This is a genomic window from Rhizobium sp. CFBP 13726 (assembly GCF_014841925.1).
Taxonomy (GTDB): Bacteria; Pseudomonadota; Alphaproteobacteria; order Rhizobiales; family Rhizobiaceae; genus Neorhizobium; species Neorhizobium soli.
In genome coordinates this window covers 11,958-33,829 of sequence record NZ_JACYUU010000009.1, presented here as the reverse complement: position 1 = coordinate 33,829, position 21,872 = coordinate 11,958, and the positions used below count along the sequence as shown (strand labels likewise).

At 57.9% G+C, this 21,872-nt stretch carries 15 protein-coding genes and 3 pseudogenes; 12 read left to right on the top strand and 6 right to left on the bottom strand.

The features are described from left to right. The first annotated feature begins 227 nt into the window (after positions 1–227). The 5 genes and pseudogenes from IFT66_RS22945 to IFT66_RS22925 form a co-directional block, all read left to right on the top strand. Positions 228–4,142, top strand: coding sequence for a hypothetical protein (locus tag IFT66_RS22945; RefSeq protein ID WP_192079095.1), 3,915 nt, complete (start codon positions 228–230; stop codon positions 4,140–4,142). Between the two features lie 159 nt (positions 4,143–4,301). After that, entirely contained in the window at positions 4,302–5,210 is a 909-nt protein-coding gene (locus IFT66_RS22940) for a tyrosine-type recombinase/integrase (RefSeq protein WP_192079094.1), read from the top strand. A 3-nt stretch (positions 5,211–5,213) separates the two neighbouring features. Beyond that, positions 5,214–5,779, top strand: a pseudogene (locus IFT66_RS22935) (IS91 family transposase); the annotation flags it as partial. Positions 5,780–6,118: 339 nt separating this feature from the next. Then, positions 6,119–6,490, top strand: a pseudogene (locus tag IFT66_RS22930) (IS66 family transposase); the annotation flags it as partial. Continuing rightward, positions 6,490–6,788 (top strand): annotated as a pseudogene (locus IFT66_RS22925) (hypothetical protein); the annotation flags it as partial. The pseudogenes IFT66_RS22930 and IFT66_RS22925, both read left to right, overlap by 1 nt. 179 nt (positions 6,789–6,967) lie before the next feature. On the opposite strand, the gene IFT66_RS22920 reads toward IFT66_RS22925, so the two are convergent. From IFT66_RS22920 to IFT66_RS22900, 5 genes are read right to left on the bottom strand one after another with little or no spacing between them, the layout of a single operon-like run. Then, positions 6,968–7,201 carry a hypothetical protein gene (locus IFT66_RS22920; RefSeq protein ID WP_192079092.1) on the bottom strand — a complete coding sequence of 78 codons (234 nt, stop codon included), beginning with the start codon at positions 7,199–7,201 and terminating at the stop codon, positions 6,968–6,970. 47 nt (positions 7,202–7,248) lie between these two features. Continuing rightward, positions 7,249–8,355 (bottom strand): DNA cytosine methyltransferase, encoded by a 1,107-nt coding sequence (locus tag IFT66_RS22915; protein ID WP_192079091.1) that lies wholly within the window; start codon positions 8,353–8,355, stop codon positions 7,249–7,251. Continuing rightward, entirely contained in the window at positions 8,355–9,059 is a 705-nt protein-coding gene (locus IFT66_RS22910; RefSeq protein WP_192079090.1) for a hypothetical protein, read from the bottom strand. Before IFT66_RS22910 ends, IFT66_RS22915 begins: the two co-directional genes overlap by 1 nt. Beyond that, positions 9,056–10,171 carry a hypothetical protein gene (locus IFT66_RS22905; protein ID WP_192079089.1) on the bottom strand — a complete coding sequence of 372 codons (1,116 nt, stop codon included), beginning with the start codon at positions 10,169–10,171 and terminating at the stop codon, positions 9,056–9,058. The genes IFT66_RS22910 and IFT66_RS22905 overlap by 4 nt, the downstream gene beginning before the upstream one ends. Positions 10,172–10,177: 6 nt before the next feature. Continuing rightward, positions 10,178–12,463 (bottom strand): sensor histidine kinase, encoded by a 2,286-nt coding sequence (locus IFT66_RS22900; protein ID WP_192079088.1) that lies wholly within the window; start codon positions 12,461–12,463, stop codon positions 10,178–10,180. Positions 12,464–12,609: 146 nt separating this feature from the next. Between IFT66_RS22900 and IFT66_RS22895 the strand changes: the two genes are divergently transcribed. Together IFT66_RS22895 and IFT66_RS22890 are read left to right on the top strand one after the other, a co-directional pair. Then, the gene (locus tag IFT66_RS22895; protein WP_192079087.1) at positions 12,610–14,109 is read left to right on the top strand and encodes an Eco57I restriction-modification methylase domain-containing protein; all 1,500 of its coding nucleotides are present in this window, start codon (positions 12,610–12,612) and stop codon (positions 14,107–14,109) included. Further along, positions 14,106–14,528, top strand: coding sequence for a very short patch repair endonuclease (locus tag IFT66_RS22890; RefSeq protein WP_192079086.1), 423 nt, complete (start codon positions 14,106–14,108; stop codon positions 14,526–14,528). Before IFT66_RS22895 ends, IFT66_RS22890 begins: the two co-directional genes overlap by 4 nt. 47 nt (positions 14,529–14,575) lie before the next feature. Here the strand turns inward: IFT66_RS22890 and IFT66_RS22885 are convergent, their stop codons facing one another. Beyond that, the gene (locus IFT66_RS22885; RefSeq protein WP_192079085.1) at positions 14,576–15,511 is read right to left on the bottom strand and encodes an HNH endonuclease; all 936 of its coding nucleotides are present in this window, start codon (positions 15,509–15,511) and stop codon (positions 14,576–14,578) included. Between the two features lie 340 nt (positions 15,512–15,851). Between IFT66_RS22885 and IFT66_RS22880 the strand changes: the two genes are divergently transcribed. The 5 genes from IFT66_RS22880 to IFT66_RS22860 all read left to right on the top strand — a co-directional run bounded on the left by IFT66_RS22880 (position 15,852) and on the right by IFT66_RS22860 (position 21,862). Then, positions 15,852–17,033, top strand: a complete 1,182-nt coding sequence (locus IFT66_RS22880) for a hypothetical protein (protein WP_192079084.1) — start codon at positions 15,852–15,854, stop codon at positions 17,031–17,033. Positions 17,034–17,353: 320 nt separating this feature from the next. Then, positions 17,354–18,478, top strand: a complete 1,125-nt coding sequence (locus IFT66_RS22875; protein ID WP_192079083.1) for a hypothetical protein — start codon at positions 17,354–17,356, stop codon at positions 18,476–18,478. A gap of 150 nt (positions 18,479–18,628) precedes the next feature. Continuing rightward, positions 18,629–19,132 (top strand): hypothetical protein, encoded by a 504-nt coding sequence (locus IFT66_RS22870; RefSeq protein WP_192079082.1) that lies wholly within the window; start codon positions 18,629–18,631, stop codon positions 19,130–19,132. Beyond that, positions 19,125–21,092 carry an AAA family ATPase gene (locus IFT66_RS22865; RefSeq protein ID WP_192079081.1) on the top strand — a complete coding sequence of 656 codons (1,968 nt, stop codon included), beginning with the start codon at positions 19,125–19,127 and terminating at the stop codon, positions 21,090–21,092. Before IFT66_RS22870 ends, IFT66_RS22865 begins: the two co-directional genes overlap by 8 nt. Beyond that, positions 21,089–21,862 (top strand): ATP-dependent Zn protease, encoded by a 774-nt coding sequence (locus IFT66_RS22860; RefSeq protein ID WP_192079080.1) that lies wholly within the window; start codon positions 21,089–21,091, stop codon positions 21,860–21,862. Before IFT66_RS22865 ends, IFT66_RS22860 begins: the two co-directional genes overlap by 4 nt. Positions 21,863–21,872 lie beyond the last annotated feature (10 nt).

Below are 21,872 nucleotides of genomic sequence, written 5' to 3'. Positions count from 1 at the left end.
GCCGGTAAGGCGGCAATAATTTCCGCTTTCGAAGGTCAAGTATGCAGTGGGCCGGCCGCAAAGCGTCCGGCAGCTCTGTACCCCTTTGTCGGTCGTAGGGATCCTCGCCATACATGCCCACAAGCGGAAATTCTCTTCGCTTGTCTTTCGCCGCAGTCTGGATACAAGTAAAGATGAACACTTTTTCCGTCGATTTATTTATAATGTGAGCAACGAGACCGTCAGTTGTGACCTCACCCTCTGCAGTAGACTTATCTTTTTTAGACGAGCCGGGCGGAGACGCGACACGACGAGCTATTGCGTCGCTTCGGGGCTATACTTACCAGCTCTATGCAAGCGCGATCGCATGGCTCGAACTGGAGGATGGCGATTCCCTTTGGCTTGAAGTCGCCGAGGACTACGCAACGGTGGCACAGAACGCTATTCGTGCCGTCCAGGTCAAAGATACGGCTGCAAGCGGAACGGTCACGCTCCGTTCGCAGGCGGTGAGAAAGGCTATTGACGGGTTTGTCGATCTGGTGGAGCGCAACAAAGATAAACGCGTTACGCTCCGGTTCCTGACGACGTCGCCAGTCGGTATGGAGCAGAAGCTTACGGATCGGCCCGATGGCGTTGAGGGCTTGACATACTGGCGAAAGGCTGCCTCCGACGCCCCCGTCACCCCGCTGCGAGATATCCTTCTCGCCGAAGGAACGCTCTCTTCTCGCGCAAGGGCGTTTGTGAGTGCCCGTGATGATGAGGCGTTGAGAGCAGATCTGCTCCGCAATATCCATTGGGATTGCGGGACCGGCAATATCGACGAATTGCATCAGGTGCTTGAAACCCGGCTCATCCATTTCGGCTTCAATGAATCAAGGCTCCCGGCGGCTGAGGGCACCCGCCTCGTGCAAAGCGTTATTGTGAAAGTGTTGCAGACAACGATAACGGGAGCGCCCCGCTGTCTGAAGAAGGCTGACTTGCCGGTACTGATCGACGCAGCGACGCGCATCTCGTTACCGCGTAGAGACGTCGATCGCTTGCTTGCCTTGGGCAGGAAGGCCGGCGACTGGCTGCAACCTCTGGAATTGGTCGCATCTCTCCCTGGCATCGTCGATGAGATGACGGTGGCGGCGCGGCGCGACGCTTTGGGGCGTGAGCCGTCGTGGCGCCTTCTCAGAAAGGGTGTTTATTGTCCCCGCCCGGACAAGCTGCGTGAAGCCATCGATAGGCTAGACACATGGCTCGGAAAATGTTGGTTCGACAACACGAGACTGCCGGCATTCTGGATCGATGGTCGGTCTGGTGACGGAAAGTCCATATTGCTCCTGCAACTGGTTGCAGAATTCGTCAGTCGAAATTCCAATATTCACGTCGCGCTCTGCTCACCTGCTCAATTGCTCGACCGCATCGAGAGCGGGGAGCCCTTGGCGGAGCCTGTCCTGTTCGTGGTCGACGATCTGCATAAGGCTCTTGCGCTCGATGACTTCAATGGGCGTTTAGCCCGATTGCTGGATTCAGATATCGGGCGCGTCGGCATCCTTGCATGCGGACCAAGTCCCGAACTGGATAGGTTTAGTGGCGTTTGCCGTGACACGATTACAATTGAGAAATGGACGATGCTTGCTGTCGACGATGATGAGCGCCGGGCGTTCATTTCCTGGCTGCAGTTCACGGACCAGGGCGCCAATCTCCAATCCGATTTGCTGGTCGAGTTCCTGTTTGAATTGAAGGTTGGCGAGCCACTTGTGGCTTTCGCACGGAATTTTCGCCACAGGCTGGACAGCAAGGGTACATTTGAGCCCGTCAAACGCGTGCTGGCTGTCAACACGCTCGACCTAGCGGCCGATCCTTCGCTTGTGCCTAGCGGCGATTCCATGAAATGGCTGCAGCGCCTTGCGGACAAAGATCAGGGGCATTTCGATCTGGACGCAAAGATGCTTTCTGGGGCCTCGGGGATTAAGTTCGCGCATTCACGGATTGCATGGCGCCTGTTCGTGGAATGGACCCATGAGGCGATGCTCCGCACTCCGCTCAATGACAGCCTCGCCGAAGCCCTAGCGCCAGGTCTCCTGGCGGTGGCCGATCGCTTGATTGATATGAGTGCCATCCTCCAAGCCGCGTATTCTCGCTATCCGTCATTGCTTCAGGAGTCTAATCGAGAGGGCTCTGCAATCGGACTCTTGGAAAACCTTGCCCGCCGCGTCAAATCTCACGATGATGTCGAGGTCTCCGTGATGAGTGGGTTAGCTGTGTTACGCACACAGCAATCTGTTGGTCCCTTACCGGCTGACCTGCTGACGCGTGCACGGCTGCTTTTGCGGCAGTCTGACGGGCCAAGCGCGCGAAAATGCTCGCTCGCTGCAAAACTGCTCTATATGTCTTGTAGAGATCGTGTCCCGGAAAGGCACGATATTGTTCATGATGTGCTTCACGTATTGTTCGATCGGGAGCAGCAAGACTATGCCGGCACCGAGGTCGTATACCTCGCGACCCGAAAAGACGGAATGAAGGAAGAATGGACTAAATGGCCCCGGGATTTCTTAAATTGCTTCCCGGACGCGTCGTCACTTCCCTTGGTTATCCAATGGCTGGCTAGAGATGATCAATTTGATCAGAACCTTATCGCGCCGTCGCTGGTCTGGCTTGGCGACCCGCCAAAAGATCGCCCCGGCGCAGATCGAGTGCTCACAGCTCTGCTCGCGGTATTGGACAAGATCACTGAAGCGGAACGATCTCGCGTCGTCAAACAGGCGCTCGACTGGTTCGGCGATCCGCCAAAAGATCACCCCGGTGCACACCAAGTGCTCGCAGCGCTGCTCGCGATATTGGACAAGATCAATGAAGCGGAACGGTCGCGCGTCGTCAACCAGGCGCTCAACTCGTACTGCCATCCGCAGACAGACCGCCCCGGTGCACATCACGTTCTCACAGCGCTGCTCGCGGTATTGGACAAGATCAATGAAGCGGAACGGTCGCGCGTCGTCAACCAGGCGCTCGGCTTGTACTGCGACCCGCAAAAAGACCGCTCCGGTGGACATCAAGTGCTCGCAGTGCTACTTGCAATGTTGGGCGCTATAGGCGAGGCGGAACGGCCAGGCATTGTCAACCGGGTGCTCGACTGGCTCGGTGAACCACCAAAGGATCGCCCCGGCGCGCACGAGGTGATCAAATCGCTTCTCTCGGTCTTAGAGAAGATGGGTGAGGCGGAGCGGTCGCGCGTTGTGAAACAGGCGCTCGATTGGTTCGACGCTTTTGGTCACCGCGATGGCGCTGAGCAGGTCGCTCGATTGCTATGCTACACGGCAAAAAACGCTAATGACATCACGAACCGTCTATTGATTTGGGTGTCACAGCGCCGCTCGGACAAGCAGCGCAGAACATTCGTTGAGGGTTTTCTTTCGATCGTCGGAGCGCACCCGCACATTCGCAAAATCGCGGAAGAACTTTGGGAAGGCGAAGACAAAGCAAATTTCCGAGCGCCCATATTGATGGGTCTGATATCAGCCTACCCAAATGACTCGGCTGTAGTCTCCCGAGTCGTGGCACATCTCCGACTTGAGAGAGCACCATTCGGCGCCCGAATTTGCCAGCGCTGGTTGGAAAAGACAAGTGATCCTGTGTCGGTCATTGAGGTGCTGCTCAGTCCTCCGGATGTCCTTGGGGGAGGAAGCCAAAAGATACTCCTTTCTGCGGTGGAAGTCGCATTTGCCAGGGCGGTCGAAACAGTTTTTGCAGCAATGCCTCGATTGCTCCCAAAACATCGAAGCAAAGCAATTCATCTTCTTCGCAAAGGAATCCGGCGCCGCACAGTTGACGGGGCGGCCCAGGCGCTTCTCGACAGGATAGACGCATGGCCTGAAGCGTATGTTGGCATCTTGTTCCGGGCACTTCTCGAGTCACCTCTCGAAACACCGAGCTTCGCCGCTCGGCTTTTTTCATGGCTCAATCAGGAGCGTTCTCGGGATCCACGAGGCGTCAGGGAAGTCATCTTAGGCTTGGCAGATAGCCCACAACGCGAAGCGCAGCTAACGGAATATCTTACGACCGCTTTAAAATCAGAGATAGAGAAAGAGCGAAATGGTCGCGTCACACTCTCTGCAAGCAAACGCAACCAATCGTCCATTCCCAACACGGGAGTGAGCCATCAGAAAGTTCAAAAGTAGCTGACATTGAGATGACCGCTTCTGGCCGGAGAACGAACCCGCTGCGCGGGAGAGCGTCCGCGGCTGAGGTAGAAGGCGCAGGCTGGAGTCGGCGCCTGGATTGAACGTCGCCCGGCAAGGGCAGAGCATGACGAGCTTCTTCAACAAAGGAGCCTGATCATGCAGTATCTCGATGTCGACACACCTATCAGCCCGCTGCGCCAGCGGTTGATCGACGACATGAACATGCGGCCTTTCTCACGCGAAACGCAGCGCAACTATCTTCGCGATATTGGACGCCTGGCGTCCTTCCTCGGGCGGTCACCAGACACGGCGACCGCCGACGATCTGCGTCGGTTCCAGATCGAGCAGCAGAACGATGGCGTGCCCGTTCCGACAATGAACAGCATCGTGTCGGCGTTACGCTTCCTCTTCACCCAGACCCTCGACCGTCCGGACCTGGCGCGCAGGCTTGTCCGGCTGGCGCATCCTCGGAACCTGCCTGTGGTGCTGAGCCGCGACGAGGTTGCCCGGTTGCTCAATGCCACCACCTGTCTCAAGCATCAGGCCGCATTGTCGGTCGCCTATGGCGCCGGCCTTCGTGTCGCTGAGGTCTCCATGCTGAAGGTCACCGATGTCGACAGTGAGCGGATGGTCCTGCGGGTCGAGCGCGGCAAGGGCGGGCGCTATCGCAATGCCATGCTTTCTGAGGATCTGCTCACCTTGTTGCGCGAGTGGTGGAAGGTGGGGCGTCAGCAGGGTGTGATGCATCGCAACGGTTGGTTATTCCCAGGCCAGCACGCGATGAAGCCTATCAGTACGCGGCAGCTCTATCGTGTTGTCGTGGAAGCGGCACGGGCCGCCGACATTGCCAAGCGGGTCGGACCGCATACGTTGCGCCATAGCTTCGCCACTCACCTGCTGGAGGACGGCACAGACATCAGGATCATCCAGGTCCTTCTCGGACACGCAAAACTCAATAACACCGCCCTCTACGCCAAGGTGGCGACCAAGACTGTCCGGACGGTTACCAGCCCGTTCGACAAGCTCGGCCTGTTCAAGCCGGAGGAAGCCTCCCCCGACGGTTGAGCCTTGCGTGCCTCGATCGAGGTCGCCGACATCTTCCGTGTCGCCGGGGCGGCGTATCGGCGCGCGCATGCAGGACATCTGAGCCTGCCGCAACTGAAGGCAATGTCGGCGATCGAGAACTGCCGCACCGCTACCCTTGGTGGTCACGTCGAGGCCTGCGAGGATTGCGGCCAGTGGCGGATCGCCTACAATTCCTGCCGCAATCGGCACTGTCCGAAGTGCCAGGGTGCCGCTGCGCGAACATGGCTCGCCGAACGTGAGGCCGATCTTCTTCCGGTCGGCTACTTCCATGTCGTGTTTACGCTGCCTGCAGAGGTTGCCGATATAGCGTTCCAGAACAAAGCGCTCGTCTATGACCTGCTGTTCAAGGCGGCATCGGAGACGATGCTGACCATCGCGGCCGATCGCAAACATCTCGGCGCGCGCATTGGCATCACCGCCGTGCTCCACACGTGGGGATCGGCGATGACGCATCACCCGCATGTTCACATGATCGTTCCGGGTGGCGGGATCACGCCAGACGGAGCCGATGGATATCATCGCGCCCGGCTTTCCTGCTTCCCGTACGACCTGTCTGTAGCCATCGAACAACTTTTTGGTTGCAGTCTCACCACCCCACGCCCGAGCCGAAAAGCGAAATCTGCATAGCATCAGCCTGTAGTCCGCGGGTTCCTTCCTCGGGGACTTTCGTACGCCTGCCGGCGCCCGAAACTCTTCACGGAAGCGGACGTGTGCAGGCCGCGGTTGGTCGGCCGCTTTTGTCAATTTTTGTTCAGGAAACGACAGTCCGCACCGGCCCTAAAGCCGTAATTAGTCACAGACTGTTTGAAGCACTCGGACAGGGTCCCCAGCCCGTCATTTTGAGAGTTCCAAGCATCTTTGGGATCTGGTAAATGTCACATCACACGCAACTGACCCGCATCCCCGGCAAGAGCGATTTGGCGGGCGCTTTCCGGTATGGCCTGAGCAGGTGGTCCTCATTATGCCTGTTCCTGCAAGACGGTCGTGTCGCAATCGATAACAACGCCGCAGAACGGGCGTTGCGTCCTATCGGCGTCGGAAGACGAAACTGGCTCTTCACGGGTGCCGACACGGGAGCAGAAACCCTGGTGCGGGCCATGACGATGATCGAAACCGCCAAGATGAATGGCCTTGATCCGCAGGCCTGTCTGGCTGACGTGCTCGACCGTATTCAGGATCACAAGATCAACCGCCTCGCAGAGCTGCTTCCCTGGAACTGGGCGCCGCCGCCGACAATCATCTGCGCCGAGGCCGCCTGATGGCAACGGTCAGCTTCGTCTTCACCATCGACTATGTCGCCGAAATCCTCGATGAGGACGTCGACCTCCTCCGGGAGATCATCAGCAATGATGACAACCTGACCTATGGGAGGAATATCATCAGCGTCGTGACCGGAGATGACGAGAGCACACCCGCTCTGACAGACCATGGCATTGACGAACTCAGGCAGATGCTGACACGGCTGCTCGACGATCAGCCGAAAAATGGCAGGAGTTCCTCGATTGCTTTGTCCTCGACGAAGAGATCGCCGCACGCGTCAAGACATATTCCCCGCGTAGTAATCGGGCGGTTACGAAAGAACCGCTCAGAAGCAGCCGCTGTATTTGCGAAATCGGTGTTTGACATGCTAGCCTCTTTTGGTGTTGCAATCGCCGTTAGAACGCCAATCCGCCGCGACGGGAACCCATCCAGTGGCTGATATGGCCGGAAATAATTTCTGCGAAAAGCCATCGCGATCAACTGGCATCTTGTTCGGCGATTAGATTTGAAGGGGAGGCACCTTGAACGAGGTTATGGGAACGACTTTTCTTGAAGACGGGAAGTGGCTTCTTCGGCATGAAGGAGGAGACGGCAGCAAGGTGCCATTGCTCGCCCCCAAGGAGGTCCTCGTTCAATTGCAGCACGGTGGAGCAAAGATCTTCGAGGGCTCTTATGGTCGAGATCATCGTGGTGTCGTGGTCGCGGCTCATGTCGTTTCGATAAAGACCTTTTAGCAACTTCGATTCTATCTGGGCGATTACCGTAATCGGGTGTCAAGGCGCTCCAAAAAGCCTTCCGGATAGCGCAATCGGCTTTCACGGGCCCTTTTCACGAAGCCATTAAGTGCGCGATCCGACAAGTCGGCCCACGTGTAACTGCCATAGGATATTCGCCCGAGCTCAAAACAATTCGGCGCTTCTTGGACGTTGACGGCGAGACGTAGGCCTCGCCCATTTCCCCAAGCTGCCAAAGGCCACATAGGTCGGTCGGGCATGGGCGAAGAAAGTTTGCGGTCCCAAGCTGCCGGAGAATTCATGCGATCAGAAATCCATCGAACTACCGGGACACTCACTGCGTTGCCAACCAGCCCCCACCGAAGGCGCGGCGGTGCAGCTTCCGTCCAGCCCTCCGGAAACCCTTGAAATCTTTCAGCCGTTTCGATTGTCGGAACTTTGACGCCTCCATCCGGAAACAAGACGGCGGGCGGTGATGGTATCCCGATCGATGAGCCGGTCTTCAACGGCGGTATCGCGTCGGCGGTCAAGCCGTGGCCGCTTCTGCCTTCCGTCCAATAGAAGCCGACCGGCAACGACAGGTCTAGCGAGTTCGCAGGCAGGGTGTTGCCGGCATCCGAGAGGAGCGCTTCGCCCGGATCAAAATCCCGTGACGCCATAAAGTAAAAGCGGCGGCGGCGCTGAGGAAGTCCGAAGGCTCTGCTGTCTAGCGTACGATATGCCCATGAGTAGCCTAGTTGTTCCGCTGCGTGCATTAGATACAGAAGAACTCGTCCACCATGAACGAAGCGGATTGACTGGACATTTTCCAAAAGTATATGAGACGGACGGGTCGCAGCCGCGAGGCGGAAAACGTGTTCCACCAGAGCCGAACGAGTACCCGCCAAGCCACGTTGCCCACCAACGATCGAAACATCCTGACACGGGAAACCCGCGACGATCATGTCGGCAGTATCGATTGCGTCTGCTTGGATGCTTCGGACGTCGTCGATCAGCGCAACTTCTGGAAAGCGATGCCGAAGAACATCGCGTGCATTTGAAGCAATATCATTCAGGACAATAGTGTCGTGGGATCGGGCGAAACCCAGTTCGAAGCCGCCCGCTCCACTAAAGAGACTAGCGATGCGCATCAGGCTATCTGCAAATCGGGCATGTGATAGTCTTGGGTCGCGGAAACCGGGGTCTGCCTCGATGGCTTATCCCAAAGCTTGGCGATTGCTTCAGCCATGTCTCTTAACCTGTCGCGTTGAGCACGCTGCAACGTCGCCAAACCTTGGGCGTCTGATTGAGACCTCGGCCATTCTATTGGAAAAAACTCGGACAGGACGAAGTCGAGACAATCTGTCGGCAAAATTGTTGCAAAGGGAAATCGAGGTACTGCAATCTGCAGGCCCACTCTCTTTTCCATGTAGTCTTCAGAGAGCTGTAGATGGATATGGGGACCAAGTTGCTCCGAATTCTTCATGTCGACGTGGAAATGCAAAAGGACTTCATTGCTCTTGGCGTCATACACTCGAATATGCGTGACCATCTTACCTACGGTCCATATAGACTTTTTCCGTGAGTGCTCACCTCGCTCGAATGCAGATTCGAACTGCCAGCCGACTCGAACTTCATGGGCGTTGTTATTCCGTCTATCGTAAGAGTTCGCGATTTTTGTGATAATTGGATCTTTGAGACTCCAGTCGAACTTCTCACGGAGGTTATCGCGGCCATCCTCCAGCACCAATTTCAACCTAGACAGCGCCGGTTGTGATGCGGGCTCGACGAATGGTTCGAACGCGCGTAGCCAATGAGCTAGCTCTGTGCCGTAATTTCGCAAATTTATCTTCATTCGCCGAAACTCAACACATCTCGATCTTCATAGATTACCTTTGCCATTAGCTGGCGATCTTCTTGAGCGGAACTTATCAGGATCCACGCCGCGTCGACGTTTGCAGGAAAGTCCTCGTCGGTCACGCGGACGCAGTCTTTCGCCTCGGCTATCTCATCCGTTTCCACCAAGTACGAATTGGAAATGAGGACTGGCTCGGAATGCTCAAGCCAGTCGATCGATGTCTTGCTAGCAAGCTTGCCTAGCGCCGCGCGATAGCCATCGGGGTCTTGAGATAGATGCCAGGCAAGATCGTCGATCGCGGCTCGCCACCATCGCCGGCCGAGGAAATCCTTCAGAGGTCCCAGGTATTTGCAAGTCTCAATTGTCCCACGCTGAGCTGCACCCGCTTCGTTGCCTTCGTATTCTGCCACGATCGAGCGAAAAGTCGCTGGCTGAATCTTTAGCCGGAGCGCTGCCTGCGCATCAGTCAACAGAAAAGAAGGATAGGGAAGTACGTGGGCGAGAAGCCAGCCGATGATTGAGTGAGCTGTAGCGGGGCCGGAGGAGGTCGATACCTCTCTCGGTGGACGGGCGCGGTCGATCTGCCTCATGGCGCTATTCGTCCAGTCGGCGTCTTTGGGTACGCCAAGAACTCCGAGGCACAACAGCTCGGAATCGTATGTTCCGAGTGGCCGACCTTCGATGGGCGTGAGGTCTAGGTTCTTCGCGATGAAATCTGTGGCGTCCGAGAGTTCGATCACTCGATTCAGCGTATCCTTCGTTTTGTCGCCGATCCATTCGACACCATGCTTTTGCGCAATGACGTGGTGACGTTCTATCGGTCCAAGCGGTTCTCCGACCGCCTTTTCGACATCGCTACTCACCACCACAGTCGTTGGACGGCCTCCGATCGTGGCCTTCCACTTCTGAAAGAGGCTGAGGCCGTTCTCGTCGTGCGGGTCAGCCACCAGAAAGAAGTCGAAGAGCCATACGTTCGCGGTACGGGCGGCGGTGAAGGCCTGTTCGTTCGGGTCATCATTTTGGAAAGTGAATGCCGCTATCGCGGCTGTGCCGCTGTCGGCCAGTGCCATGAACTCCGAAGGTGAATCGTCGATATACACTATTGTCATGCTATGTTACCTCATCGGAATTCTAAAGCGTATCGCGGTCGCAAAACCACTTGGCGGCGCGATGAAATCAATTTCGCCGCCATACTCCTGAACGAAAGCGCGGGTGATCGTCAGCCCCATTCCCATGCCTTGGCCCAACACGGCATCAGGCCGCTCGGTGGTCGATTGAAACGCATCGAAGAGACGCCGTGCTCGGGATAGATCGACGGCTGTGCCTGTATTGGAGACCTGAACCTCGCAGAAGCCGCCGTGCTCACGTGCCGAGACTTTAATATGCCCGTTAACATCGCTGAACTTGACCGCATTCGACAGCAGGTTGGTAAATATCCCGGACAACTCGGACGGGAACATCGGCGGAGTTCGAACATCGGTTGGAATATCATTGACGAGCGTGATGTTCTTTTGCTCGATCCTGGACTCGAAGAACAGTTTAACTGTTTCGAACCTGTCGCCTACTGCCAGCCGCGCGCGCCGACGGCGTCCCTCGAAGCTCGTTGAATCGACGAGATAAGTTGCATTCCGCCGAATCCGATCGGCGAGATCCAAAGCTCTTTGTCGGGATTTGCGGATCGCCGTTCGGGTACGCGCAAGATCGTCGATCGTTAGGGCATCCTCAAGCTCACGTGCTAGCGCTGATATTTGGAGCCCGACTGCATTGATCTCGTGAACGAACGCGGCGAGTTCTGTGCCCAGCGATGCCAAGACTCGCCATTGCACGGCCTCGCTGCCGAACTGATCAGCCATCTCCCGAATTTCGGAGAGATTAGGCTGCAGTTCTTTAGCTTCACGCGATGCCGTTACGAAGTCGTTGCGTTCCACCGCGTTCTGGATATTGGCAAAACCCCGCTCAACTTGGATTGCGTGCTCACGTACCCGCAAGGCTGTCGGTGTCTCATTAACATCCGAGCGGATACCAGCGTTGCGTTGAGTTACACGCTGCTCATTTCGGATTTCCTTCACCTCTTTGCGTGACATCGATCTTAATCGAACAATCAGATCAGTGGTCACACGTGTCCATTGAGTAATGAAGTCGAACGCCTCTCCTGGAAGGAAGCCCTCACGACTTACTACCATCTCCAACCCCGGACTGCTTGATCGGTGGAGGAAGATGGCGCCCATGTAGGCATTATTGCCTTGTATTACGAGTTCTTCATTCTCAAGGCCGGCGGGTATATTATCTGCCTCGAAGGCAGACAGACTTATTAGACGACGTTTAGCTCGCGACAAATAGGTACGTTCCAAACTCAGCCAGTCGTCCCTTAGATCGCCATATGGGGATACACGAAAACCCTCCATGAAGACGCGTATGCCCTGCACCTCGGTCTCCCAGGACGAATTTGAGCGTTGGAGTATCCGCCCGGTGAAAGATGGCCCGACCCCTGGCTCAAGATGTTTCATCAACCGAAAAGTCTCTGCTCCGGGAAAATTACGGAGTTCGGCTTTCGTAGGCGATACGGCGATTTGAAGGAAACCCGTGTCTCGATCGTAAGATAGTTCTGCAATCCAACTAGCAGCGGCTGCACTGTCGGGTAACAGTAGGTCACCGATGCCTAGCTCCCCACCAAACACGATTTCAAATCCGGGATCCCCATTTTGTTGATCTCGGATCGGTAAGGTTTCGAAAAGCAAAGTCTCCGCGATGGCGGTTCGGGGCAATTTTTTCCAGGTTGCGGCCAACGGAGCGAGCGTAACGGCTTCACGCAGAAAACTTGAGCGTACGCGATCCGACCAAGCCGACCTTAGCGGCGCGATATTCAGCGTTGTGCCACTACTATGCCTAGATGGTCGCGCGCGCTGATCTACGGTGACCGCGCCGGTTCCATCGATCTGATCCAAGGTCTCTAGCGCTTCAATCGCGCGCCAATCTATACGAGCGACCACCTCTGATATTGCCGGCGGAAGAGTGATTGCGCCTCTAGGCGCCGGGCCGGCTTTGCGCGATTGGATATTTACGACCGTCCCCAGCTTATGAGAGGCGAGACGTCCTACTCCCTTCTCGCCGGTATATCGACGACCAAATACAGGGGACCTTCGGTCGCCGGAGTTTTTGGTACGGCCAGCAATGGTTAGAAAGCCACGCTGAAACTCGTCCGAATCCATGCCAACGCCATCGTCGGATACGACGATGCTGCCGCGTGCCGGATCGCCAAGATTCACGCCGCTGACTGTTACCAAGGTAGCGTCGGCGTCGTAAGCATTCTTAATCAGTTCGACGAGAGCGGTGCTCTCTTTCGCAACCAGCAGTTCGCCGAGCTCCTGGAAAAGCTTGGTATCGACGCTGAAACCTGTCATTTGCAGAAAATCTGCCGGGGCGGAAGGCGTGTCCGGTGTAAGCTCATCATTTGTTCAACCCTCGCCTATATCAACGGTTTTCTAACTGCCCTTCGGCGAACGGTATTGTTATAAGCAGTGAAGGGAAATTGCCAGAGGACGAGTGAATGGAACTGCACGCAGCGATAGAGCAATTGCACGATCGTTGCGCAATATATACGTCTGGCCCGACTGCCGCTCGGTTGCTTGACTTGATCGGCTGGAATTCGGACGCAGATCTATCGCGAGCAGTTTTCCTTGAACCGTGTGCCGGGGAAGGCTCGATTCTCTTGGAAGGGGTTCGCCGCCTTCTTCATTCTTTTCGTACTCATGGTCGCGCGCTTTCTTTAAGCGACTTATCGCCGCGGATAAAAAGCTTCGAACTTCATCCGGGAGCCGCTGCAACCGTTCGACGGCTCCTTAGGAACCTGCTTATCAAGGAAAGCATTGCTCCCCAACTCGCCGACCAACTTGTCTTGGACTGGGTCAGCGAAAGAGATTTTCTTCTGGAAACGCCCGAACGCGCCACGCATGTGGCTGCAAATCCGCCCTACGTTCGCTGGAAGAACCTCCCTGCAATCTTGGCCGATGTATACCGCGAAATCCTGCCGACTATGAGTACACGCGGCGATCTGTCCGTTGCGTTTCTGAATAGGATGCAAGAATGGGCCAGCGATGGTGGCTCCATCGCGGCGTTGACGAGCGATCGGTGGATGTTCGCGCAATATGGGGATGCCTTTCTTCGAGACACGAAATTGCGCGGCTGGACCATTACGGTAGCTGACGAACGCCCGGCCGATCCATTCATGAAGGAGGTGGGCGCTTACAGCGCGATCGTATTGCTGACGCCTAGTGGCAAATCAGTTCATCATCTATCGTCAAACAAGAGGGAAAAGGCTCAGGCGATGCAGCGCGATCTGCTTGCGCGACATGGAAGCCTTCATGAGGCCGGCTGCACTGTTCGTGTCGGTCCGGCGCTTGGTTCCGGGCGAACATTCATACTCGATCCCGATGACGCGGACGAGGTGGAGGATGAGCTTATTCGCCCCTTCGTCGAGCGAAAGGATTTGCTCGGTTCGGTCGTCGATACCGAGCGGTTACGGGTAGTTGTCCCTTATGACCGTGGGGGCGTTCTGATCGATCCTGCGCACTGGCCTCGTTTCGCGAAATGGGTCGAGAGGCGCCGGGAAGCGCTGAGCAATAGAAGCCAGTTTAGAGAAAAAGACCAATATTGGCGGACGATCGATGCGGTTCCCACTTTGTGGTCGAGCGGTCCTAAGCTCCTGATGCCGGAACTATGCAACAAGCCCTTCGTCACCATAGATCGAACACAGGCAATCCCGGCGCATTCACTCTACGCGATCTGGCCAGGGGAGTGGCCTGTAGACGTTCTCCAACGTGTCCTGAATGGTGGTCTCCTCGAAATTACCGCGAAAGCAGAGGCTCCGGCCCTCAAGCAAGGCTGGATGCGTTTTTACAAGCGATTCCTGCTGAGAACGCCCCTGCCGCAATGGAGCAAACTATCCCTCGCTCATCGTAAGGGTCTAAGTAGTGACGCCCTCGAAGAGTTCGAAGAGACTTTCGAAGGTCTGTTCGGATTTGCACCAGGCGCTACATCCCTTGTATGAAGACACGCGATTTGTTTGCAGATGTATCTGACCAGCGCCGTCGCTTGATGGCCAGGGTTAAGGCGAATAATAGTAAACCAGAAATGCTGGTGCGGCGCGCAACCCACAAGTTGGGGTTCCGATATCGGCTACACGTCCGAGCGCTACCTGGTACTCCTGACCTCGTCTTTCCCCGACTTAAAAAAGTGATTTTCGTCAATGGATGCTTCTGGCATCGACATCAGGGATGCGTGCGAACGACCACCCCAAAGGCACATGCAGAATATTGGCAAAAAAAATTCGATGATAATGTGCGGCGAGACGAAAGCTGCCAAGCGACGCTGGAAGCGCTTAACTGGAAAGTTCTAGTCATTTGGGAATGTGAAACCAAATACCCAGATTGCTTGTCATCACGACTGAGCAGATTTCTTTCTGAGTGAGCTTTCGGTTTTGCTATGTGTCAACAATCGGAAATTATTTCCGGCGCTCACCCCTTGAACACCTGCTCGCGATGATACTGTAGAAACTGCGAATGCGGTCGCTCGTCCGCGCGTGTTGGCACAAGCAGGCGCCGCTCCGGGTTGATTAGCCGCGTGATGGTATCGGGAACGCCGCCACTTGCGATCAGCAGGGTGTAGTCGTCATCGACGGAGATCAGGCCGCGATCGAACATCCAATGCACGGTTCCGGAAAGGGCGAGGCCGTTGCGAACGCTATCCGGCCCGCGATCTGCGACCGGACGAATATGGGCGGCCTGCACTTCCGAGCGCCCGCCGCCATTGATCAGCTTGAGGCCGGTGACGGCGCAGGTGTCCTGGTAGGCGGCCTTGATCGCCACGGAAAAGGCTCGGTCCCGAAAGGGGCGCTGCACCACTTGCGAGACGATCCGTCTGTCGATGCTGTCGATCTCGAACGGCATCTGCGGATTGTCGCCAAAGCCGAGACGCGCCTCCTCGGCCGGATCGGGCGCCGGTCTTTCGCGATCCCGTTTGCCGAGCACATGTGCGAAGCCAGCGACGAGGATCAGGTCATATTCTGCATCCGCAATATTTCGGACAGCGCGACCGAACGCTCCCTTGTTGGTCGAGCCGTCGTCCTTTCGCAGCCCGCTCTCATAGTAGTGGTCTGCCTCCTTGAAGGGGACTGCGTGATCGAAGGGCAGGAAGTCGTCGATCAGCGCATAGAAGTGGTCGGGCTTTGACGGGTCCTCGATGATGTCGGAGATCCTGGCCGTCGCGAAATAGGCCTGCTTGCCGCCCGTCTTCATCAGATCGCCGCTTGGCCGTCGTGGCTCGTAATAGACGATCCAGTCACCGCGCGCGGCCTCGATCTGACGCAGATAAGTGCGCGGGAAGTGGTACCGCTGCTCGGGCAGATCGTCATAGGTCGGATCGATCTTGGTCGTCAGAACTGCCTTTGTCATAAGCGCGCTCTTCCATGCAGACGAGTTGCGGCCGGTCCGTTCTGACTACCAGGCGGGGCAGGATGTTGAAAGGGGGCGCTTGGGTGCACACGGGCCGGAAAGCACCTCGGGCGGCACTCGCATTAAGTGTAGGATTTTCTTGCCGCAACGATAAGCAAGATTCCTCTGCCAAGGGGGCAAGCTGCCCAATATCCAAGTAAATATAGTATTGTTTTACGTATAAATGTTGGCAACAAATTATTGCAAAACCTTTAGTTGGTTTATTTCTCGGGGCCCTGTGCGATAATAGTTGGGTAAGTTCATGAAAACTTACTGCCGTATACAATCAAGGAGATAGACTGTGAATAACATCAATAAAGCATCCGCTTTTGCCTCTGCTGCCCACCCCTTCTACAAAGCCAACTCAATCCCGGAGGAAGCACAGGCGCAGCTTGAAGACACCGCCAGGTTCCTCATCAGCTTGACGCGCAGGTCTACGGAGGAGGCCTTCGACTACGGCGAGAAGGTCAACAAAGCAGCCGGGCTGCTGCCGGAAGGCACCCTGGAAAAGTGGGCTTTCGAGCGCTGCGGCTGTACGGCACGACACGTCCGGACGCAGCGCGCGATTTACCGCAACTTGGCTTCTTACAAGGACGTCCTTGTCGAGCTCGCTGTCGGACCGACTGTGCTGGGCAAGCTGAGTTCCGCAACCCCGGAGCAGATCGAGCAGGCGATCGGCTTCGCTGGTCTGAATGGGCGCCTGCGGGTGCAGGACGTCGTGGCCATTTTGGTCGGGTCGAAGCAGGACGTCGACGAAAAGCCTGAAGTTGATCCTTACGATGCCGGTGGGCTCGACGGGCTCAAGGCGATCATCGCCATCAAGGTCCGAGATGGGATGAAGTCGTTCATTGGACACCTTGAGGAGATCCGCACGCATGTCAAAGACGCGCTGCCGAAAAACAACATTGTCAAAAAGTCTCTCGCCGAGAAAACTCACCTGACGGCACGTCTTGCGCACCGCGAACTGGAGAGCCTTGCGGAGTTCGTCACTCCGAACCCTCGGGCAGCCTACGTCATCGACGCGACCCGGTTGCCCGCCGGCTCCCGTTGGGCGGCGGTTAGCGCTCTGCTTTACAAGATGGGCAGTGATACCTCCTGGCCCGACAAGGCTGAGCTTCGGACCTGGTTGGAAACCGAGGTCGTCTCCTTGCTCGACTGGGCGACTTCGAAAAAGGCCGCGCCGATCTGGCCGGATGCGAAGGCGGCTGCCCTCGCGGTTCCCGCAACCGAGACAGTGATGGTCGAAGCGCCCGAGGCTTCGACGCCAGCCGCAGCCGGAGCGCCATCGATCGAAGATGCGGTGACGTCGATGGCGGCGGCCTTTGGCATCGTCGCTACGGTCGACTTGTCGATGCCTGAGAAAACGGAGGAGGAATCGATCCACACGTTGACGGAAGCCCTGGCCAAGACCACCAAGCGTGTCGAGCGTCCGGCGTTCTTGGAAGCAAGAAAGCCGTCTTCGCCACCGTCCGCCACGGTTTGACGCGGACGGCAGATTTCCGGTCTTGCCATGGAGTTCGAGAGGGCCGCTTGCCGGCCCTTTCTCATTTTCCGGAACAGCCAGAATTCTGCGGCAACGAAATCCGGTCCTCGATTTTTCGACCGCATCCAGGTCGGGAACTGTGAGCCCGGCGTTAACCTTGTACCGGCTTCGTTCTCTTTTTGTGATCTGGGTCCTTGAGCCCGGCCTCGGGTCCTGCCAAGTTACGGACGTTCCGGATGGCCGGAACAAGACGGCCCCTGCCGATGCGCTAACATCGACAAGGGCCTGACCGTCAACCTTGTACAAGAAGGAATCGGGCTATGAGCACGAATACCGTTTCTATTCCCTATGGGGAAGTTCTCCGTTCTGTCATCAACACCAGCGAGGCCGTCTCGGCTGCCGCATCCCGCCTGCGCCCGTTCGGCTTCGGCCGCAACGCGGCTCAGGCTGTAGCTTCAGTCCACGAACCTGCGGTCCTGCGCCGTCATCCGCATCTCGTTCGCATCGCCGATGTCGAGGCCGATCTTGATCTGCTGATCGATCGCGCCATTGCTGCCATCGTCGATGGCGAGCCGACCGAAGACGAGATCCTTGGCCACTACGTCAACATCGCCTCGCTGGTGCGCGCCGTGTCGTTCCGGGAAGGCAAGCTGTTGGAACAGGCGGTTGACCGCCTGGCCAAGGCGAACCCGAACATCCTCGTCCTGACCCAGTCCCTGAAACTGCCACTGGTCAAGGCGGCGATGGAAGCCCTGTCCGGAAACGACTGGTCTAGCCTTGATGGCGTGAAGCTCGATTGCGAAGCACCGGCGAAAGGCAGCTATACCCCGGACCTGATCTTGGTGAACCGCGCCCGGCACACGGCCTACATCTTGGACCTCAAGCGGTCGTTGGCGTCCTATGGCGATACGAGCCGGCTCGAAGAGCTGAAGATCAAGATGATGGCCTCGGCCATGGTTCTGCCGGACTGGCTCTACAAGAACCACAAACGTTTGATGGTCGACGCCGTGGAAGTCGCGATTGTCGATGGTGCGAGCCGTCCGAGCGATCATGCCAATGGGGTCTGGGCTCTGTCCGAGATTGACGACCTTCTGGAGATCGATGGTGTCGCCGCCTGCATGGCAGAACTGCGCCTGCGCTTCGGTCGTCGTGTGCAGCAGCTTCTCGAAGTTGAGGCGCGCAAAGCGATCGGTGTGAACGAGCAGGTCATGACCGTTGCGGCCGACTTGGTTGGCTCTTCGTCACTTCCAATGCGCTCGCGGATCAATCTCAATAGACTGAGCCGGACCTTTGAGGAAGACCAGACTGCCCGCTCGGCTGATGACGATCTCCCTTGTGATGATTTGGGCGACGATGTCTTCGGGCCGTGCGACGAGATCGAGGCTGACGCGCCGAAGCCGATCTTCTTTCGCGTCGGCTATGCCCGTCGTCCGGCGGCGCACTGATCCAAGTGCCCTGATGGCTTGAACGCCGTGCCCTGACGCTCGCCGTCAGGCATCGGACGTTCGCCACCATGGCCAGAGGCCGTGGCTTCCTTATCCTTCCCTCATCTCTCATTGGCGCCGAACCCGCAGCGGTCTGGCCAAGGAACCGTCATGTCTTCCGATAACCATCCGGATGTGCCGCCGCGCATCCGTTGCGAGACGATCTCGCCCACTTCATCGCCAAGCCTCGCCTGCCATCGTTCGCATGGCACCGTCCTCCACTATCCCGGATCCGGTCTTGGCCGTCCGCTTGCCGACGACCCGGCCCTACTGATCGGATTGGCGCTCGGTCATGTCCGGGAGGGAGACGGGCTTACCGGCACCGTACCGAACACCATCGTCGATCGATTGCGGGTGCATGCCGATCACGGCAATCCGGCTTGCCGCCTGTTGCTCGATTGGTTGGCCGGACGAAACCACGATCTCATCGCATCGTCTCACCTGGATCCGGCTAAACGGCCTTCGATCAAACCCCGCCCCAGCCGCCGTATGATCCGGGAGCGCCGCCAGGCAGGGCCGGGCAGTTTGCAGCGGCGCAAGCCTACAAGCACCCAGCCGCCCGATCCCAAAACGGCAATTATTGCCGCGACGACGGAGGGCTGCGTCGATGAGTAAGCTGTCGCGTCTGCTCGTCCGCCGCCTGGAGCGCATTGCCCGCCGTGAGGCGCAGCGCAACGCGCATCGCAATGGTCTGCTGCAGGTGAAGATCGTCGAGATCGGCGGCCATATCATGCGGCGCTACGCACCTGCCTTCGATACCTCCCGGCTGTCCGGAGATCGGGATCAGGATCTGGCATGGCTGCGCCGGAATTTTGGCGGCTATCTCCTGCCGCCGCCTCAGCCGTCCGATATCGTCGTGACCGAAGGCAGACCTCATGCGTTCGTCTCGCCGTTTCCCTCGGGAGGGACCCATGCCGGAAACGGTGAACGTATCTGTGCCGCTGATAATGCTCGCCGCGCTTACGCCGTCGGCCTGGTCGGCCGGGCGGGGAGGTCGCCCTTGGTTAGCAACATCGTCGCCGCCCTCGCCCTTGCTCGCGCGATCGAGAATGGTCCCGTGCGCTTTGCCAAGATTGTGCGTGCCGCCGCCATGTCGGCGCCCGTCGTGTCCCTGCATGCGCCGATGGCCGGCTTCGAGCAGTCCATGCGGCGGCTGATCGAGGTGCCCGGCTTCATTCCCGGAGGCGCTCCTAACGGGATCGATGGTGACTATATCTATGACGACGCGTCTTTTGCAGCGTCCGAAGGTGCGGGACGGACCTACATCCAGTTCATCGGAGACAATGTCCGGCGCATCGGCGGAGCAGCATTGCAGCGGCGGCTGGTGAATGCCCTGACGCGGGATTATCCCGTCGTGGCGATCTCGGAGAAGTCGGAGTGCATTCCGTCGGAGATCACCATCGCCGCCGACATCAATCTGGCTACCGGCTGGCTGGACTACGCCTTCATCAGTACGATGATCGAAGCCATGCATGGCGCTACGGGCATTGCCGCTCTCGAGCAGTGGCGACAAGCCTACGATGCGCATTACCTGACGATCGATGATGTCGTGCTCGCCTTCCGGCCGGGACGCAGTGCGCCTGAGGTGATCGCGGTACTGACGTCGCTCACCGAGCGCAATCGCATTGCGGCCCGGGACGGCGATGATGACGACGGCGATCCGGCTTCGACCGACGCCGGCAAGGCATCGACGTCGAAGCAGGGTGCGGCATCGTCCGAGAAATCCTCGTCCGGAAAAGACGGCGGCGGCGGGTGGAAGCGCGACAAGCCATCGGGCGCCGAGGTCATCCAGCCGGAGCCGCTGGATAACGCCGATGCGTCCGGTCGCCCGTCACTGACGGTCGAAACCCTCTCCGGATACGGCAAGGCCAAGACCTGGGCACTGGATCTGAAAGCGGATCTGGCCGACTACCGGGCAGGCTCGCTTGCCTGGTCGGACATGAGCACCAAGCTGCTGCTCTACGGTCCGCCGGGAACCGGCAAGACAACCTTTGCCCGGGCGCTATGCAACTCCTTGCAGGTTCCGCTGGTCGTGACGTCCGTTTCCACCTGGCTGCAGGGTGGGCATCTCAACGATGTCATCGACAAGATGGCGAAGACCTTTGCCGAGGCGCGCGCGCTGGCGCCGTCGATCCTGTTCATCGACGAGATCGACGGCATCGGCAAACGGCAGCCGGCGGAACAGGAGTATGCTGACTACTGGAACACCATGGTCAACAAGGCACTCGAACTGCTCGATGGTGTGGTGAAGAGCGAAGGCCTAATCGTTGTCGGTGCGACCAATCGGCCGGAACAGATCGATGACGCGATCAAGCGCTCCGGGCGATTGGAGACCCATATCGAACTCCCTATGCCCGATGTCGCCTCGCTCGCGGAGATCTTCGCTTACCATCTCGGCGATGACGTTGGGGCCCTGGTCAGCGAGGCTGGATCGAAGAGCACTGACGACGAGGAGAGATGTTTAAAGGATGCTGGCGCCTTGACGGAAGAACCGTCGGTGTTCGACGGGCAGACCGACAACAACGACGATGACGAGCCTGGTTACGACGAAGTCCGGAAGGGAGCAGCAAAATGACCGCCACATCGAAGCAGGACATTCAACCCGCCACGCCTAACGCCGCTGTTCAGGCGATCCTGAACCGGCTGGCGACCCGCGCCATGGGCCTGACAGGCGCCGACATCGAGCGGATCGTTCGCCAGGCACGGCTGAAAGCGCGCCGAGAGAAGCGGTCGATCCGTAACGAGGACATCGCGGACGGCATCCGGATGGACCGGCCGCAGTTACCGTATGACCTGCGCTGGCGCTTCGCCATCCACGAGTCCGGCCATGCGGTCGTTCATCACGCTCTCCGGCTTGGGCCAATCCATGGCCTCAATATCGATAGCCCAAGTGGCGGTGGCTACAGCCAGCTCGGCTTCACCGCATCCGGCAGCGACACGCTTGGCTATCGGGAGGACATGCTGGCCATGCTGATGGCGGGGAGGGCAGCCGAGCAGATTGTCGTCGGCAGCGTCTCGGCGGGGTCCGGCGGCACCGATGACAGCGATCTGGCGCGGGCGACCAAGCTTGCACTCGCAATGGAGCGCAGCCTCGGCTTCGGCGCCATCCAGCCGTTGCTCTACCGCGACGACAAGGATCCCACCGCCGTACTTGATGGCAATCCGGATCTTGCGGCTCGCATTCATGCGCGCTTGGAGAGGGCGTTCGCACGGGCTGTCGAGGTCCTCACCGAAAACCGGGACGGACTTGATGCCTTGGTCAAGGCGCTGTTCGATGCCCAGGCGCTTGATGGAGTGGCCGTGAAGCAACTTCTTAAACACAGTGATCGTGCAGGAGGAAGCTGATAGCCTTCAG

What these genes read in the sequence shown, in the direction of transcription:
- IFT66_RS22940 (WP_192079094.1), top strand. Translation starts at nt 4,302, where the DNA reads ATGCAGTATCTCGATGTCGACACACCTATCAGCCCGCTGCGCCAGCGG.
- IFT66_RS22920 (WP_192079092.1), bottom strand. Translation starts at nt 7,201, where the DNA reads ATGAGCCGCGACCACGACACCACGATGATCTCGACCATAAGAGCCCTC.
- IFT66_RS22915 (WP_192079091.1), bottom strand. Translation starts at nt 8,355, where the DNA reads ATGCGCATCGCTAGTCTCTTTAGTGGAGCGGGCGGCTTCGAACTGGGT.
- IFT66_RS22910 (WP_192079090.1), bottom strand. Translation starts at nt 9,059, where the DNA reads ATGAAGATAAATTTGCGAAATTACGGCACAGAGCTAGCTCATTGGCTA.
- IFT66_RS22905 (WP_192079089.1), bottom strand. Translation starts at nt 10,171, where the DNA reads ATGACAATAGTGTATATCGACGATTCACCTTCGGAGTTCATGGCACTG.
- IFT66_RS22900 (WP_192079088.1), bottom strand. Translation starts at nt 12,463, where the DNA reads ATGACAGGTTTCAGCGTCGATACCAAGCTTTTCCAGGAGCTCGGCGAA.
- IFT66_RS22895 (WP_192079087.1), top strand. Translation starts at nt 12,610, where the DNA reads ATGGAACTGCACGCAGCGATAGAGCAATTGCACGATCGTTGCGCAATA.
- IFT66_RS22890 (WP_192079086.1), top strand. Translation starts at nt 14,106, where the DNA reads ATGAAGACACGCGATTTGTTTGCAGATGTATCTGACCAGCGCCGTCGC.
- IFT66_RS22885 (WP_192079085.1), bottom strand. Translation starts at nt 15,511, where the DNA reads ATGACAAAGGCAGTTCTGACGACCAAGATCGATCCGACCTATGACGAT.
- IFT66_RS22875 (WP_192079083.1), top strand. Translation starts at nt 17,354, where the DNA reads ATGAGCACGAATACCGTTTCTATTCCCTATGGGGAAGTTCTCCGTTCT.
- IFT66_RS22870 (WP_192079082.1), top strand. Translation starts at nt 18,629, where the DNA reads ATGTCTTCCGATAACCATCCGGATGTGCCGCCGCGCATCCGTTGCGAG.
- IFT66_RS22865 (WP_192079081.1), top strand. Translation starts at nt 19,125, where the DNA reads ATGAGTAAGCTGTCGCGTCTGCTCGTCCGCCGCCTGGAGCGCATTGCC.
- IFT66_RS22860 (WP_192079080.1), top strand. Translation starts at nt 21,089, where the DNA reads ATGACCGCCACATCGAAGCAGGACATTCAACCCGCCACGCCTAACGCC.